Source organism: Ruminococcus sp. 1001136sp1_2201st1_G3_2201SCRN_220225 (assembly GCF_040924365.1).
Taxonomy (GTDB): Bacteria; Bacillota; Clostridia; order Lachnospirales; family Lachnospiraceae; genus Blautia_A; species Blautia_A faecis.
This window is the reverse complement of sequence record NZ_JBCOME010000011.1, coordinates 44872-61642: the sequence shown is the minus strand read 5'-3', so window position 1 is coordinate 61642 and position 16771 is coordinate 44872. Positions and strand designations below refer to the sequence as shown.

Here is a 16771-nt window from a genome sequence, read left to right as displayed (position 1 = left end):
TCAGGATAAAAGTGGCAGCATGCCAGTCAGAAAAACCTGAGTCAGAATCTCTGCAATGACTTCTGGTTCAAGATCAAAATGATCCCGGGTCCATTTGTGAAGAACACCGATTGTGCTGCCGATCGCACAGGTGATCACATAAGATATTTCCTCTTTTGTGTGTCTGCCGGGTCTGGCACTGGAGGTAGTAGCTGTGACATAGTGATGAAGCATAGTCAGCATTTTTTCAAAGAGATCATTCCCATGGGGTGTGCTCAGAAGACTGGACAGGAAAGGATTTTCCATTGTATAGCGGCAAAGTGTCAGAAAATAGGACTGACAGATATCCCGGTCATTTTCAGGATGAAATTTTTCCATTATAGAAAAAACATCCTGGATCGTCTTTTCCTCAACTGCGGATACAAGAGAAGGAATGTCTTGATAATGATTATAAAAAGTGCTTCTCGCGATACCGGCTGTCTTAGTGATATCGGATACTGTGATCTGATCAGGAGTTTTTTTCTTTAGAAGTTTAAAAAAAGCACCCAGGATGGCTTCATCCGCCACAGAATATCTTTCGTCAGGAACTGGATTTTGCATAGTCGATTCCCTCCCAATATTTTATCAATAAATATAAGGATATGAGTGGCAAAAGACCTTTTAACTCTCATATCATGTATATATGGAAATCTGGAAAATGTTTATTTCTCTATTTCATAGGCAGGAATCAATATACATGCGCAGAAGTTTTCCAATGGCTGGAAACATTTGATAATAAGTTCACGATGAATCCTGGCACTGTAAGTCTTGAGACGACAGCTTCCGCCATTCACGGCAACATCTGTATATGCGGCAAGGAGCTTCTTATCTCCGTTGGGAAATGCCTGATAAAAAGATTGGTCGAGTATTTCCTGCAAATCCATGCCTTCCAGAAGAAGCATTTCTTTATTGCAATAGCGGAAAACGAAGTCAATTCCAGTTCCGTTTTTATTAAAAATCATTTCGATTACACAAAAAGCAAGGGGCATATCATCTACTACAGAAAAACGCGTACGAATATTTGGAGATAAAGTCTTGGTAGGATCCTGATGCAAAGATTTGTTCAGAAATTTGTGAGTGGCCGCGCCACGCTTACGTCCTTCCAGACGTACGCCATCCTTCATATGATAGGTGCAGTTTTCAATATGATCAATCTGTCCTCTGGAAACCACGGTGCCTTTATTTATGGAAATATAATCATAAGGTATAAGAATTTCATATAAATCTTTGACTGTGATAAAAGTTTTCACAACTCGTCCATCGGTCATATAAATGCAGGTCTTATTCGCCTGTCTGAGCAGATATTTAATATTACTGATATGGATATTGTTTTTCCTTAAAAATTTCATGATTTTTTCATCCATATAAATATCCCTCCGGTTATTAGTGTAAGGTAGAAGATGTCAGGTTACTATATTTCTGACATTGCTATCTGCAGATAATGAAATAAATATACCATAAACGTAAAGATTTTACCAGTGTAATTGGGTAAAATATAAGGCTGCATGATCTGTATGCATCGTGATTTGTTTTGGGTGAAAAGAGCGCAGAAAATCCGTTTTTTTCAGATGAAAAATGTGCGGATATTATAAATGAAAAGTAAATTTTGTGATAATTTCACAATAAAATATGATATTTTCGAAAATAATTTCGGAACAAATAAATATATCATAAATACTGTAAAAAGACAGGGATTTTCGCATTAAACGTCTTTGCAATAAGTAATTAAAAAAGGTATCACAACCGGAAGTGAAAGGTTGCGATACCTTTTTTGCGTCAAACTGAAAATCGTTTTACCAGATTTGCCGAAACTTCAATTTTACAGGTATGCTGCCGGGGTTCGTTTATTTGAGAGAGAAGCTCTCTGGCGGCAACCTGTCCCATATAATGACGGGGGATGCTGATACTGGTAAGGGAGGGGTCGATAATACGTCCTTCAGAGATATTGTCGAAGCCTACAATTGCCACCTGCTCCGGCACCTTGTAGCCTCTGAGCCGCAAGGCCTTGATAGTTCCGATTGCAATCAGGTCATTGTCCGCAAAATAACAGTCTGCCAGAGCATCCCCTCTGTCAATAATTGCAAGCATATCTGCCATTGCACCATCAATGGTTGGAGAAAGCTGGTGGATGATACAGCGGGAACGGGACATTCCGTTATCATGGACAGCATGATAAAATCCCTCCAGACGCTCTGAAAAGTTGCGGAGAGGGTAAGCAGACTGCAGGTAACCAGGCTGCTTCATTCTCCGGCTGATCAGATAATCGGTAGCCAGATAAGCTCCCTGACGATTATTGGGAACGACATAATTGCAGTCAAGGTTTTCAAAATAGGCGTCCAGAATCACCACCGGAAAAGGAAGCTTCAGGAAAGGCCGGACCATTTCTTCCCGCATTTCAGTCCCAAACAAAATAATTCCCACACAGTCAGTAGTTCTTAAATCCCCCAGATAATGCTCCAGGTTATCCCTCTTTTCATAAAATGTGATTACTTTCAGTTTATAATTATCTTTCTGCACTACGGATTCCATACCCTCCACCATAGCATCAAAAATAGGAGAATAGGACATGATGGCATTATGGGAACGATAGCTTACCGCGTAAATGCTTCCAGCTTTATTTTTCTTTAGAGAAAGTCTGGTAAAGTCATAGCCGTATTTTTCAGCAGCTTCTATCACCATCCGGCGGGTTTCCGTGCTGACTCCGGGCTTATTGTTCAGCGCCATGGAGACGGCAGTCTGTGAAAGATTCAGTTTTTCAGCCAGTTCTTTTGCGGTAATGGACATTTGCGGCACCTCCCAGAGTAATAATTGTAAAGCAAAAAGATAAAGCTTTACCTGTTTTTAGACGTAAAAGGATTTCCTGTGGAAACTGTTCATATTTCTTTGGCAGAAGTTTTTTCTGTTGTATATATTGTACTTCTTAATTGAAAAATAAACAATATATTTGCGAAAAATAAAGCAAAAATAAAGTCAAAAATACTTTATTTCTTATTGGAATAAAGCTGGAGGAGACCTATACTAAAGCTATAAAGAAAAGCAAACAGAATATCTGGGTAAGTAATAAAGAAAAAGATTTTACAGCTAAGAAAACCAAAAGAAAATAATAAATATAAACAAGGAGGAATACCAGAATGGCAAAGATCAAAATCGGCTATGCGCCAACCAGACGAAGTATTTTCAGTGCACCGGATGCAGTTAAGTATCGTGGACTTACTGCAGACAGATTAAAAGAATTAGGAATCGATTTTGTAGACATCACAGACGTAAATGACGAGGGTCTTCTTTATGACGAGGCAGGCCGCATCAAGATTGCAGAGAAATTCAAAAAAGAGAAAATCGACGGACTTTTCCTTCCGCACTGCAACTTCGGAACTGAGTTTGAATGCGCAAGACTTGCAAAAGAGTTAAATGTACCGGTTCTCCTGTGGGGACCTCTTGATGAGAGACCAGACGAGAACGGTGTCCGTCTTCGTGATACACAGTGCGGACTTTTTGCAACAGGTAAAGTCCTCAGAAGATTCCGCGTTCCATTTACATATATGACAAACTGCAGACTGAATGATCCGGTATTCGAGCGTGGCCTTCGTGATTTCATGGCTGTCTGTAATGTAGTAAAAACCTTCCGCAACATGAGAATTCTTCAGATTTCCACAAGACCATACGAGTTCTGGTCCACCATGTGCAACGAGGGTGAACTTCTTGAGAAATTCAACATCCAGCTGACCCCAATCCCAATGCCAGAGCTGACAGATGAGATGAAGAAAGCAAAAGCAGAAGGAACAGAGGTTGCAAAGGTTGTAGAATACTGCCGCCAGAACATGGAAATCTGTGTAAAAGACAACGAGCTTGAGAATGTAGCAGCTCTGAAGGTTGCTATGGGAAATCTTATTAAGAAATACGGCTGTCAGGCAGCTGCTATCCAGTGCTGGAACCAGCTGCAGAGCGAGATCGGAATTATGCCGTGTGCAGCAAACGCACTTCTCAATGAAGAGGGAATTCCGGTTGTATGTGAGACAGATATTCACGGTGCAATTACCGCTCTTCTTGTTGAGGCAGCAGCACTTGATGACACAAGAAGCTTCTTTGCAGACTGGACTATCCGCCATCCTGACATTGAAAACGGCGAGCTCCTTCAGCACTGCGGACCATGGCCGATCTCTGTTGCAAGAGAGACACCGAAGCTTACTTATCCGCTGGCATTCAGCCATCCGGGAAGCATTACAGCAGAAGCAAAGCATGGCGAAGTGACATTGGCACGTTTCGACGGTGATAACGGAGAATACTCCATGCTCCTTGGAAAAGCAAAAGGCGTTGACGGACCGAAAGGTATGGGAACTTATCTCTGGGTTGAGGTTGAGAACATCAAACGTCTGGAAGCCAAGATTGTAGAAGGACCATACATCCATCACTGTGTAGGTATCCATAAAGATGTAGTTCCGGTACTTTACGAGGCATGCAAATACATGGGAATCACTCCTGATTTATATGATCCTATTGAAGAAGATGTGAAAGCATATTTAAGAGGTGAATGAGAATGGAAAATTTAAAGGCAAAATCTTTTGACTTGAGAAAAGATACTGTAGATATTATCGTTGCCGGAAAGGGCGGTCATATCGGCGGCGACATGAGTGTGATCGATACTTTGATGAGCCTGTATTTCTGCCAGATGAACATTTCTCCGGAAAACATGGATGACCCGAATCGTGACCGTTTCGTACTCAGCAAAGGTCATTCTGTAGAGGCTTACTACGCTGTACTTGCAGCAAAGGGCTTTCTGGACCTGGAAGATATTAAAGCACATTTTTCAAAATTTGGCTCCAAATATATCGGACACCCGAACAATAAGCTTCCTGGAATCGAGATGAACTCCGGCTCTCTGGGACATGGACTTCCTGTATGCGTAGGCATGGCTCTTGCAGGCAAAAAAGACAACAGAGATTACCGTGTTTACACCGTAATGGGTGACGGTGAGCTGGCAGAGGGGTCTGTATGGGAAGGCTTCATGGCAGGACATCAGTACAAATTGGACAACCTTTGTGCAGTAATTGACCGTAACCGTCTTCAGATTTCCGGAAATACAGAGGACGTTATGGGACATGATGATCTCCATGAGCGTATCCGTTCTTTCGGATGGCATGTGATCGATGTAAAAGACGGAAACGATATTGACCAGTTAAATGCTGCTTTTGAAGAAGCAAAAACTGTAAAAGGCAAACCAACCGCTGTAATTGCCAACACTGTAAAAGGCTGTGGCTCTTCCGTAATGGAGAACAAGGCAAACTGGCATCACAAGGTTCCAACACAGGAAGAATATGATCAGATCATCGCGGATTTTGCAGCAAGAAAGGAGGCCGCTCTTCATGAATAAGATTCCAAATAGACAGGCCATCTGTGAAGTTTTGATGGATAAAGCAAAAGAAGACAAAGATATTATGGTGCTTTGCAGCGATTCCAGAGGATCCGCTTCCATGACACCATTTGCAGATAATTTCCCGGATCAGTTTATTGAGACCGGTATTGCAGAGCAGAATCTGGTAAGTATTTCCGCAGGTCTTGCAAAATGTGGAAAGAAACCATTTGCATGCTCACCAGCCTGCTTCTTATCCACAAGAAGCTACGAGCAGGCCAAAGTTGATGTGGCATACTCCAATACAAATGTTACTCTTATCGGTATCAGCGGCGGCATCAGCTACGGCGCACTTGGAATGAGCCATCATTCTGCACAGGATATCGCAGCTATGTCCGCAATCCCGAATATGAGAGTTTACCTTCCAAGTGACCGTCATCAGACAAAGCATCTGATCGAGGCTCTGTTGAAGGATGAGAAACCATCTTACATCCGTGTAGGAAGAAATCCGGTTGAGGATATTTATACAGAAGACAACTGCCCATTTGAAATGGACAAGGCAACTGTTCTGAAAGAAGGAACAGACGTGGCAATCATTGCCTGCGGCGAGATGGTTCGTCCGGCATTTGCAGCAGCAAAGTTACTGGAGGAGCAGGGAATTTCCGCAACTGTACTGGATATGTACTGCGTGAAACCTCTTGACACTGAAGGCGTTATCAAAGCTGCCAAGAATGCAAAGGCAGTGATCACGGTAGAAGAGCACGCTCCATTTGGTGGACTGGGTTCTATGGTTGCACAGGTTGTTGGTGCTAACTGCCCGAAGAAAGTGCTGAACATGGCTCTTCCGGATGCTCCGGTTATCACAGGTAACTCACAGGAAGTATTTGATTACTATGGATTAAATGCTGAGGGTATTGCGAAGAAGGCTGTGGAAGCTCTGAAATAATAATTAAATAAGAAACAAATTTAAGCGTGACTGACAGACTGCAAAGTGCAGATCCGGTCAGGCACGCTTATTATTTAATTACAAAACAGACTTAAGGTACAGAGATGTTGATTTTAGAGAATATAAAAGTTTTAAGAGGATAGTAAACATGGCAAAATATATTATTAGTATTGATCAGAGTACCCAGGGTACCAAGGCGCTCCTTTTCGATGAAACAGGAAGCATTATGCGCCGTACAGACCGCCCTCACAGGCAGATCATCAATGAAAAGGGCTGGGTTTCCCATGATCCAGAGGAAATTTACAGCAATGTTCTGGAGGTTGTGAAAGAACTTCTGGAGGGAGTAGAGAAGGAATATGTAGTTGGTCTGGGAATCAGCAACCAGCGTGAAACCTCTCTTGCATGGAACCGCGTTACAGGCAAACCTTACGGAAATGCAGTTGTATGGCAGTGCGCCCGCGCAGTAGATATCTGTTCCCGCGTGGAAAAGGCCGGCGCAGCAGAAATGATCCGCCAAAAAACCGGGATGAATCTTTCTCCTTATTTCCCGGCTTCCAAGATCGCATGGCTTCTGGAAAATGAAGAGGGTGCAAAAGAGGCGGCAGAACGTCACGAAATCTGCCATGGCACTATTGACAGCTGGCTGGTTTACAAGCTGACAGGAGGCAAAGAATACAGAACCGATTATTCCAATGCTTCCAGAACGCAGCTTTTTAATATTTTTGACCTGAAATGGGATGAGGAAATCTGCGGATTATTTGGCATTGATCCGGTAAATATGGCAGAGGTTACAGATTCCGATGCCTGCTTCGGCGAGACGGATTTCGAGGGACTTCTTCCTCATAAAATCCCGATCCATGGTGTACTTGGAGATTCCCACGGCTCTCTTTTTGGCCAGGGATGCCTGCAGCCTGGCATGATCAAGTCCACTTATGGAACCGGTTCTTCTATTATGATGAATATTGGCGAGAAGCCAATCCTCAGCACCCATGGTGTTGTTACTTCTCTTGCATGGAAAATCGGCGGCAAGGTTAACTATGTGCTTGAAGGCAATCTGAACTATACAGGCGCTGTGATTACCTGGCTGAAGGACGATCTTCAGATTATTTCTTCTCCTGGAGAGACCGGTAAACTGGCGAAAGAGGCCATTCAGGAGGACAGCCTGTATCTGGTTCCTGCATTCAGTGGTCTTGGCGCGCCTTACTGGGACAGCGAGGCGAGAGCTTCTGTTGTAGGCATGAGCCGTACTACCCGCAAGGCTGAGTTTGTAAGAGCGGCACTTGAATGTATTGCTTATCAGATTACAGATGTTGTACAGGCTATGTCTGAGGATGCTGGTGTTCCGGTGAAGGAGCTTCGCGTAGATGGCGGTCCGACCCGAAACGACTATCTGATGCAGTTCCAGAGCAATATTGCAGATGCCGGAGTTCTGGTTCCGGATTCCGAGGAGCTTTCCGCTATTGGACCGGCCTATGCGGCAGGATTGCAGCTTGGTGTCTGGGATGAAAGTATCTTCGGAAAATTGAACCGGGTTTCCTATAAGCCGGACATGGATGCCAAGAAACGAGAACAGAAGTATGCCGGATGGAAGAAGGCTGTGGCTTCGGTGATCACAAATAAATAACAATTGGTATTTAAGATGGTTTAGTCCGTCTCCTATATGCAAGCCCCATGAACAAGCTGACCTATAAAGGGTCAGGACAGTGCTCATGGGGCTTGTCCTATGTCCATAAAATTCTGGTTTCTGACTACTTGTAAGAGGCGCAGGCAGTTTCATTTATCTGAAAAATTTACATAATGGTCTGAAAAATGAATATACCAATGAAATTGAAAAGACTTTATAATGAAAAACAAGACGAAAGAGCAAGCTCCTTCTGATAAACTGCGAAGCAGTTATTCAGTTATGAGCAAGTAGCGAAGCGGACCTGGAATATCCGCTTGATATAGATTATGTAGCTGGAAAGAGAGGTTGAATTAAAATGCATGGAATTACGTTGACGAAGGCTCCTGCAGATTGGGAAATTTTGCAGCAGGAGAATGGTAAGGCATCTGTAGCTTTAAAGGGAAACTTTCAGGTTCATCCGGCAGCAATTGAAGTGGGTGTTGAAAGGGTTACTCCGGTTGTGAGAGTTATGCGTGAGGATGACAATATGACGGTGATTCCCTGGACAAATGCAGATCATTTTACATGTAATGAGAAATTTCAGGGGGAATTTGAGGTGACACTGGAGATTCCGGCCGGGGGACCTTACAGGATTGACACCAGCCTGGAAACAAAGAGCACTGTTCCGGATCTTACATGGCTCTATCGTGGAGATTGTGTGCTCCATCTGGGAGTAGGAAACCTGTTTATTATTGCAGGTCAATCTAATTCAGCGGGATACAGCAGGGATTTTTGCATTGACCCACCTAGCATGGATGTGCATTTGTATCGTAACAGAAACAAGTGGGATATTGCAAGCCACCCTATGAATGAAAGCACTTTTGCCGGATCTCTGGCCAATGAAGAGATGGGTGTGCCGGGAGTATCTCCTTATCTTGCGTTTGGAAAGACTTATGGGAAAATGACGGGAATGCCTGTGGGATTGATTCAGACCTCTCTTGGCGGTTCTCCTATGGAAAGATGGAATCCAAAGGACGGAGATTTGTACTTAAATATGTTGGACAAGATTCATCAGACCGGGGGAAAATATGCAGGAGTGCTCTGGTATCAGGGATGCTCAGACACCAATCCGGGACCGGCAGAAAAATATCTGGAGCATTTTAGGGAGTACGTGGAAGCAACCAGAAAAGAACTGGGATATGAGATCCCGTTTTTTACCATGCAGCTGAACAGACAGATCAATGGAATCAATGACGAGTGCTGGGGAATGGTGCGTGATGCTCAGGCAAGAGCAGCGAAGGAGATACCGGGAGTTTCTGTTTTGACAACTTCCAATTTAAGCCTTTGCGATGGAATCCACAATACAGCACAGGCTAATGTAGCGCTTGGAGAAAAGCTGGCGAAGCAATGTGCCCATGTGTTAAATGGAAAGGAAGAGTATCAGCCGCCTGAGCTTGTAAAGGTTGAAAGAGCAGACGAAGCGGAAAGAAAGAGCTTCCAGCTGGAGGGAAGCGGAATCTGGCTGAAGCTTACCTGCGATCATGTTAAGAATTGCTTCCTGGTTTACTCAGCAGTGGGAAAAGACAGCGGATTTACTTTGACAGACAGTGAGGGTGAGGTGGAGATCCTTCATATTCGCGGAAACAGAGAGAACAAAAATCATCTTTATCTGGAATTGGCACGAGAAGTGGAGGATGAAGCAGAGCTTTCCTTTGTATGGCAGGCAGATCCGGTTAAACAGCCACCAGTGGACGAAGTGACCTTTTTGCCGCTTCTGTCTTTCTATAAGAAGTCAATAAAATTGTAATAAATTCAGCCTGCCCATGGCAGTGCAACAAAAAACGCCTGCGGGCAGAATGGAGTATTGGAAAACATGAGAGAGGTCAATTGGAACAATGTAAAAAGAGAAGCACCAAAGTGGTTTCGAGATGCAAAGTTTGGATTATTTTTTCACTGGGGACCATATAGCGTTCCGGCATATCAAAACGAGTGGTATTCCAGAAATATGTACTGCAAAGGCTTGGAGCAGAACCAGTATCATGAGAAAACCTATGGAAGTCTTCATGACTTTGGCTATAAGGACTTTTATGATATGCTCAAAGGAGAAAAATTTGATCCGGATCAGTGGGCTTCTCTTGTAAAGCGTTCCGGCGCAAAATATGCCGGTGCAGTTAGTGAGCATGCAGATAATTTTTCCATGTGGGACAGCGCAGTTAATCCAATTAATAGTATGAATTATGGTCCTCACCGTGATATTGTGGGAGAATGCACAGAGGCCTTTCGCAAGCAGGGAATTCGTACAGTGGCAACCTTTCACCACCAGTGGTTGTGGGGATGGTTTATGTCAACGGATAATGAGGCAGATGTGTATATTCCGGAAAATGAAAAATATTACGGTCCTGCACTGCCTCTTGAGACAAATCGCTATATTCCTTATCGCTATCCTGACGAAGCATTTTGCAAAATCTGGCGGGATAAGGTGTTGGAGGTTATCGACAAGTATGAGCCGGATGAGGTGTATTTTGACAGCCGTACCTGCATTATCCAGGAAGACTATCGCTATGATGTAGCCGAATATTATTACAACACCAGAGAAATTAAGGACGGAATCATTACATACAAACAGGAGGATTATCCTAAGGATATCGGCGTTTATGATATTGAGTGCGGAAGATTTTCTTCCCCAAAGGACTTCCCATGGCAGTCTGACGACCGGCTGGAGGATAACATTACCTGGTGTATGGTACAAAATCCCAAATATAAATCAGCAGAGCGGATTATCCATCAGCTTTGCGATATTGTTTCCAAGAATGGAAATCTTTTGCTAAATGTAGGTCCATATGCAGACGGTTCCTTCCATCCCGATGCAGTGCGTATTTTGGAAGAGATCGGGGACTGGCTGGCTTTAAACGGTAAGGCAATTTATGAGACAAGGCCATTTAAGGTGGCAGCAGAAGGTCCTACTACAGTAGATGATGCCAATTATGATGTGGGAAAAATCCAGGAGCAGCTTGATAAGGGCGATGCTGTTGATGTGCATAGTGATACTCTTACTGCTCAGGACTTCCGTTTTACCACACATGGCGATGCTCTTTATGCGATTGCATTTGGCTGGCCAGAGGACGGAGAGTTCTGTATCCGTACACTTCGTAAGGGTGGTGCTTTTGACGGTGAGATTAAGAAGGTAACTATGCTGGGAAATGAAGGTGAGCTTGCTTTTTACAGAAAAGAAGACGGGCTTTATGTAAAAGCACCGAAAAAGAAGCCTTGTGACTGTGCTTATGTTTTGAAAATCAAATAAATTTATCTATATAAAATCCCCATCTGAGATTATTGCTGTATAAGCAAAGCTTCAGGTGGGGATTTTTAAATTAATTTTGTGATTTTGCGAAATTTTCATTTTGCCTTTGAATATATTCGTCCAGTCCGTCAGATCGCATTTGCTTTAACACATTTTCCCACATGTCTACGGCATCGTCATTTCCGATAATACAGCTTATGAATTGTTTAAATGCATTGGAGGTGCTAAATTCCTCTGTTGGTTCTTTTGGATAGCTCATGAATGCATAAGGGCGGCTGACCTGCGTAGTGTGCTCCTTGCAGTAATTGGCGGATTCAGAAGCAAGAATAGTTGCAAATTTTCCATAACGGAGGGTATTCATATCATTGACTTCAAAATCTTTCCAGCTTCCGCCCCAGGTTGCAATACCGGAAAACAAAATAGAAGATGGATATTTTCTGGCAAGAGCTGTGGTAAGGCTTTCTCCTTTTGTATCCAGAAGGCAGGAATAATTTCCATCTTTATCCTTTTCATAATCAATTCCCTCTAATCCATAATGACAGAAATCCTGTCCTTCATCAGAAAGAAGAAATTCAAATAGAGCAAGAATGCGCTCTGCTTTTGTATCGTCTACATCTGAGGAAATATAAGATTCCGACCAGAAGATGCTGGAGGAATTACTGTATCGAATCCCGTCTGGTGCGGGAAAAACAGGAAGCACATCCACACAGTCCTCGAAGGACTTATCATTCAAGGCATCCCATCTGTTTTTTAATTCCATAAGTGAAGAAGGGGAGGATTTATATTCCAGGGCACCGAGCCGTCCTGCTGCGAAGTCATCCATAACAGCAGAGGGGGATTTGGTGTAAAAATCAGGGTCCAGACCACCCTCTTCGTACAGCAGGCGATAATCCTTTACTACTTGCTTGAATGCGTCCGTGGACCAGGAAGGAACATAGAAACCGTTATTTTCCGTCCAGGAATAAACATTGCATTCAGGAGCGATGCCAAGAATCACCCATTTTCCAAGTGCATTTATGGAATTAACATTGTAACCGAGCGTATCATCAATGCCATTTCCATCCGGATCATTTTTTGCAAAAGCAATCGTCATGTCTGCAAAATCCTGAAAGCTTTCCGGATTGGAAATCCCAAGGCTATCCATCCAGTCCCGGCGAACCAGCATAGCAGCATCTGTAGCACCAAGAACTGGATCCAGAAAGGAAACACGGGGAATGGCATAATACTTGCCATTTGTATATCGGGTATAGGATACAGAATTCAAAACCTCATTCAGGCGCGGATAGTCTGTCAGATCCTCAGGCAGAGCACGGATGACTCCGGTATTGATAAAATCAGAAAAGGTTGCGGAGTCATTATTGTCGTTGGAAGAAAGTGTTAATGTGGCAAAAACATCAGGAAGGCTTCCGGTAGCACTCAAAATCTGATAACGCTCTTTGTAATTTGACCAGGTTACAGCCATCGGTTCCAGCGTAATATTAAATAAATCTTCAATATACTGAGTCATAGCGTCTGGTTGGGCTGCTTTTTCCATCTCTTCAATATTCCAATAGCCAACACTGATATTTAAATGTTTATCAAAGGACAGATTCTGAATGGATTCAGGAAGTGCCTGACGGCTGATTTTTGTAGTAGTTGAAGAGGAATCACAGCCGGTGGCTGTGAAAATCAAAGCGGCTGCAATGGAAACCCCCAATAACTGTTTAGAAATAAGATCACACATGTTCTTCAGAATCCTTTCGATAAGCGGTAGGTGTGCATCCTTTTACTTTTTTGAACACCTTTGCAAAATAAAAATAGTCACTGTAGCCAACCTGAGTGGCAATGGCAAATACGGTTTGGTCACTGTGTGCAAGAAGCCATGCAGCATGTTCAATCCGCAGACTGGTCAGATAGCTGACAAAGGTTCCTCCTGTTTCCTGACGAAAAATCTGACTGGCATAATTAGGATTGATACTGCAGTATTCTGCAAGATTTTGTATGGAAATATCTTCCTGATAATGCTTTTCTGTATAATCAATCATCATCTGCACAGATTTGTGGGAAGAAACAAGATGCTGAGGATGAAAAATGTTTGGCTGCTCTTCCAAAGAAACTTCTTGATTTTCTGCTTTTTGTTCCTGCTCCTGAAGAAGCTGATAAGCCTTTTTCATGGAATCCATAAGCTCACTTCTGGAAAATGGCTTTAGACAGTATCCGATCGCATTGTGAAACATTGCTTTCTGAGCATATGCAAATTCAGCATGTCCGCTTATCATAATGAAAAGAGTTGATAAGCCTTCCGCATGAGCTGCCTGCAGAATTTCTAGTCCACCCATGCCAGGAAGTCTTACATCCACAAATGCAAGGGCCGGTTGATGAATACGGATATATTCAAGACCGGAAAGGCCGTCATAAAATTCTGTGGTGATTTCAAAATAGTCCTGATTTTTGATGGTAGCAATCAGACTTTTTACAACCCATTTTTCATCGTCAATTACAATTGCCTGATACATATAAATATTCTCCTTTAGATGCCCTGATGAAGGGGTGAACTGTTGTGATGTTTGTGAAAATCATTTGTCTGATAAGGGACCCGCAGCTGAATATTAGTTCCCACACCTTCCTCAGAGTCAATGAGAAGAGTGTAGTCAGCTCCATAATAAAGCACCATACGGCTATTGACATTTAGAATTCCGATGCTGTCGTGATTTTGCGCATCCATTTTTGCCAGATCAGCAGAAGCATCTCCGGTTTTGTCATGAACGGAAGCCGCAATGGAATGGCGCAGTTCCTGTAATTTTTCCGGAGGCATTCCCACACCGGTATCAAAAATCCAGATGGCCAGATAACCGTGCCGGGGATTTCGTCCGGCACCGATCAGAATAGAACCGGGTTTCAGACTTTTTTCCAGTCCATGGACAATTGCATTTTCTACCAGTGGCTGGATGACCATTTTGGGTATCAGGCAGTCATAGGCATCATCAGAAAAATTATATTCAATGGTGAAGCGGTCTGCGAAGCGTTCCTTTTGGATCATCAGATAAGATTTTACGATTTCCAGCTCTTCCCGCAGAGAAACCAAGTCGTTCCCTTTAATGCTGTATCGAAAAATCTGGGAAAGTGCACCTGTAACCAGAATAATCTTATCAGTCATGCCTTCTGCAGCCATACCGCAGATCATGGTAAGCGTATTGTAAAGAAAGTGCGGATTAATCTGGCTTCGCAGAAATGCAATTTCTGTTTTGCGGTTGTTGGCTTCCAATTCATACATTCTGGTATAGGAATCAAAAATGGTATGATTCAGTTCTTCGGTTTTGATCAGCATTTCGTTAAATGCGTTAAAAATATCGTTGATTTCAGTAGACCCAATTAAGCCCTGATGAATCTGGGCACCTTTTCTGATTGCTTTTCTGTTTCCGGCGGAAATACTTTTCATAAAATCGATCAGCTGTTTCAGCGAATCCAAAAATGGCTTGTAAAGGAAGGTTACAAAGAGGAAAACCAGCAGAAGTATAGCACCTGTAGCGAGAAACTGACGCTGGGAAATAGTTTGGATCTGGCTGGTTAGCTGACTTTTGTCTACAAGCACATAAAGGGAAAGTCCAAGCTTGCGAAAGGAATAGCATTTTGCGATATAGGTTACCGGGGAGCTGTTTGCTTTTACTTCGTAGGTGTCTGCTTCAGACTGAGGTGCGGGGGTGCTAAGAACGGTACGGTAAAGGCTTCTTGTTCCATAAATCAGCTCTTGCTGTGCATTTGCAAACAGGATTTCCGGTTCATAAAGCTTCTGGCTATTCATATTGGTCATAGAGTTGCTAAGCAGATGATTAATGTCAATGGCCAGAAAAAGGATGCCAAGGCGCTGGCTCTGTCCGGTACCTAAGGTACAGATCGGCATGGCAAGGATATGGCAGTTGGTTCCGTTTATTAAGGAGGTGCCAACGGTGCAGTAGGGAAACGAGGTTTCCTCAAGCTTATCGGCAAAGGGCTTGTAGCTGAAAGCAGATCCTCCAAGGGAGGCAAAGGTACCATCCTGTCCGTAAACTGCAATATCAGAAATATATGGATTCAGAAGGAAGGTGTTTTCCAGCTGTGTTCGCAGCTCCTGATAAGCTTCATAGGAACTCTGCCTGTTCTTACTGCTGAGAAAATCCTGAACTACAGAGCTGTATGCAACGCTATAGCATATGTTTTTGTAGCTATCGTAGGCTTCCAGGGTATTTTTGGCAAGCTGCGAGGAATAAGAGTCCAGACTGCTGCTAAGAAAGTCGGTCTGTACCCGAACGTAATCCTGAGTGTTGTATAGTGTAATGCCTGCCGTGCAGACAATAAATAATACTAAGATAATAGAAAACTGCCGTCCAAGGGGAAGCAGGATTGTTTTGTGCTTTTTCATATATAATGCCTGTCCTTTCTTAATCATATTTTACAATAAATTCTTTACAGGGTGTCATGGAAAATTATTGGACAAACCTGAGAATATTCCATGTTTAGCGGAAAAACTCTGAAAAAAATGTAAAATATACATGAAAAAATTATGAATCTTCCATTCAAACACTGCGATTTATACAATACAATAATTACATCAGAAACACAAGACCGGAAGGAGAGAGAAATATGGCGAAAAGGTCAAACACCACATCCATTCCATATGCGGCAAAGAAAAAAACATTCTGGCAACTGCTATGGAAACAGAAAGCCCTTTGCATTATGGCACTGGCACCGCTGATCATGCTGATCATTTTCAAATATGTTCCAATGTATGGAATTCTGATCGCATTTAAGAATTATAAAGCATCAAAAGGTGTCTGGGACAGTAACTGGCTGGAGCCTGTACTGAAAAATTTTATCAAATTCTTTAAAAATGTAAACAGTGGACAGATTATATGGAATACGCTGAAAATTGGAGTTCTGAATTTGTTATTTACGTTTCCGGCGGCAATTATCTTTGCTATTCTGCTGAATGAGTTAAGAGGAAAGGTATTTAAAAGTGCAGTACAGACAATTTCCTATATTCCTCATTTCCTTTCTGTAGTAGTTATCTGCTCTATGTTAAACGGATTTGGTTCTACCAGCGGACTTTTCAACGATATAAGAAATCTTTTGGGAATGGCGAGAGTGGATATGAATAATGGAAGTCAGTATTTCCTTCCTTTATATCTCGGTTCGCAGGTATGGCAGACAGTAGGATGGAGTTCCATCATGTATTTGTCTGCATTATCCAATGTAGATGTAACCTTGTATGATGTAGCAAATATTGACGGTGCAAACCGCTGGCAGAAAATCAAAAATATTATCTGGCCGACTATTAAGCCAACTACTACGATTCTTCTGATCATGAATCTTGGAAATGTGCTGAACAGTGATTATACCAAGATCCTTCTGATGCAGAACGACACAAACAGAAGTCAGCTGGAAGTAATCGGAACCTTTGTTTACCAGAAAGGTATCGTGGAAGGTAAATTCTCGTATGCAACAGCCGTAAACCTGTTTATTTCAGTCATTGGTTTTGCTCTGGTATTTGGAGCAAACATGATTACCAGAAAAATCAACCCGGAAAACAGTTTGTGGTAG

The 16771-nt window shown here is 42.8% G+C and carries 13 protein-coding genes; 7 read left to right on the top strand and 6 right to left on the bottom strand.

The annotated features are described in order from the left end of the window. The 3 genes from AB5642_RS05665 to AB5642_RS05655 all read right to left on the bottom strand — a co-directional run bounded on the left by AB5642_RS05665 (window position 1) and on the right by AB5642_RS05655 (window position 2802). Window positions 1–579, bottom strand: a complete 579-nt coding sequence (locus AB5642_RS05665) for a TetR/AcrR family transcriptional regulator (protein WP_158432696.1) — start codon at window positions 577–579, stop codon at window positions 1–3. Between the two features lie 101 nt (window positions 580–680). Beyond that, window positions 681–1382, bottom strand: coding sequence for a hypothetical protein (locus AB5642_RS05660; RefSeq protein WP_173718646.1), 702 nt, complete (start codon window positions 1380–1382; stop codon window positions 681–683). 412 nt (window positions 1383–1794) lie between these two features. Further along, window positions 1795–2802 carry a LacI family DNA-binding transcriptional regulator gene (locus AB5642_RS05655; protein WP_173718645.1) on the bottom strand — a complete coding sequence of 336 codons (1008 nt, stop codon included), beginning with the start codon at window positions 2800–2802 and terminating at the stop codon, window positions 1795–1797. 347 nt (window positions 2803–3149) lie between these two features. Here AB5642_RS05655 and AB5642_RS05650 point away from each other — a divergent pair, with 347 nt between their 5' ends. The 6 genes from AB5642_RS05650 to AB5642_RS05625 all read left to right on the top strand — a co-directional run bounded on the left by AB5642_RS05650 (window position 3150) and on the right by AB5642_RS05625 (window position 11215). Then, entirely contained in the window at window positions 3150–4550 is a 1401-nt protein-coding gene (locus tag AB5642_RS05650; RefSeq protein ID WP_118577679.1) for an L-fucose/L-arabinose isomerase family protein, read from the top strand. Further along, complete coding sequence (locus AB5642_RS05645) at window positions 4547–5386, top strand: transketolase (RefSeq protein WP_368366228.1); 840 nt, start codon at window positions 4547–4549, stop codon at window positions 5384–5386. Before AB5642_RS05650 ends, AB5642_RS05645 begins: the two co-directional genes overlap by 4 nt. Next, window positions 5379–6311, top strand: a complete 933-nt coding sequence (locus tag AB5642_RS05640; RefSeq protein WP_148461454.1) for a transketolase family protein — start codon at window positions 5379–5381, stop codon at window positions 6309–6311. The genes AB5642_RS05645 and AB5642_RS05640 overlap by 8 nt, the downstream gene beginning before the upstream one ends. A 148-nt stretch (window positions 6312–6459) precedes the next feature. Next, window positions 6460–7935, top strand: coding sequence for a glycerol kinase (locus AB5642_RS05635; RefSeq protein ID WP_173718644.1), 1476 nt, complete (start codon window positions 6460–6462; stop codon window positions 7933–7935). Between the two features lie 355 nt (window positions 7936–8290). Next, a complete protein-coding gene (locus tag AB5642_RS05630) occupies window positions 8291–9721 on the top strand; it encodes a sialate O-acetylesterase (RefSeq protein WP_148461456.1) in 1431 nt (476 codons plus the stop codon). Window positions 9722–9787: 66 nt separating this feature from the next. Beyond that, window positions 9788–11215 (top strand): alpha-L-fucosidase, encoded by a 1428-nt coding sequence (locus AB5642_RS05625; protein WP_148461457.1) that lies wholly within the window; start codon window positions 9788–9790, stop codon window positions 11213–11215. A gap of 70 nt (window positions 11216–11285) precedes the next feature. Here AB5642_RS05625 and AB5642_RS05620 read toward each other — a convergent pair whose 3' ends face one another. The 3 genes from AB5642_RS05620 to AB5642_RS05610 are packed head-to-tail and all read right to left on the bottom strand — an operon-like array spanning window position 11286 to window position 15593. Further along, complete coding sequence (locus tag AB5642_RS05620) at window positions 11286–12938, bottom strand: extracellular solute-binding protein (RefSeq protein ID WP_237925744.1); 1653 nt, start codon at window positions 12936–12938, stop codon at window positions 11286–11288. Further along, window positions 12931–13710, bottom strand: coding sequence for a helix-turn-helix domain-containing protein (locus AB5642_RS05615; protein WP_368371488.1), 780 nt, complete (start codon window positions 13708–13710; stop codon window positions 12931–12933). Before AB5642_RS05615 ends, AB5642_RS05620 begins: the two co-directional genes overlap by 8 nt. Window positions 13711–13724: 14 nt before the next feature. Beyond that, on the bottom strand, window positions 13725–15593 hold the full coding sequence (locus tag AB5642_RS05610; protein ID WP_237925749.1) for a sensor histidine kinase: 1869 nt from the start codon (window positions 15591–15593) through the stop codon (window positions 13725–13727). 221 nt (window positions 15594–15814) lie between these two features. Here AB5642_RS05610 and AB5642_RS05605 point away from each other — a divergent pair, with 221 nt between their 5' ends. Next, window positions 15815–16771: a sugar ABC transporter permease gene (locus AB5642_RS05605; RefSeq protein ID WP_148461461.1), complete on the top strand. Its 957-nt coding sequence runs from the start codon at window positions 15815–15817 to the stop codon at window positions 16769–16771.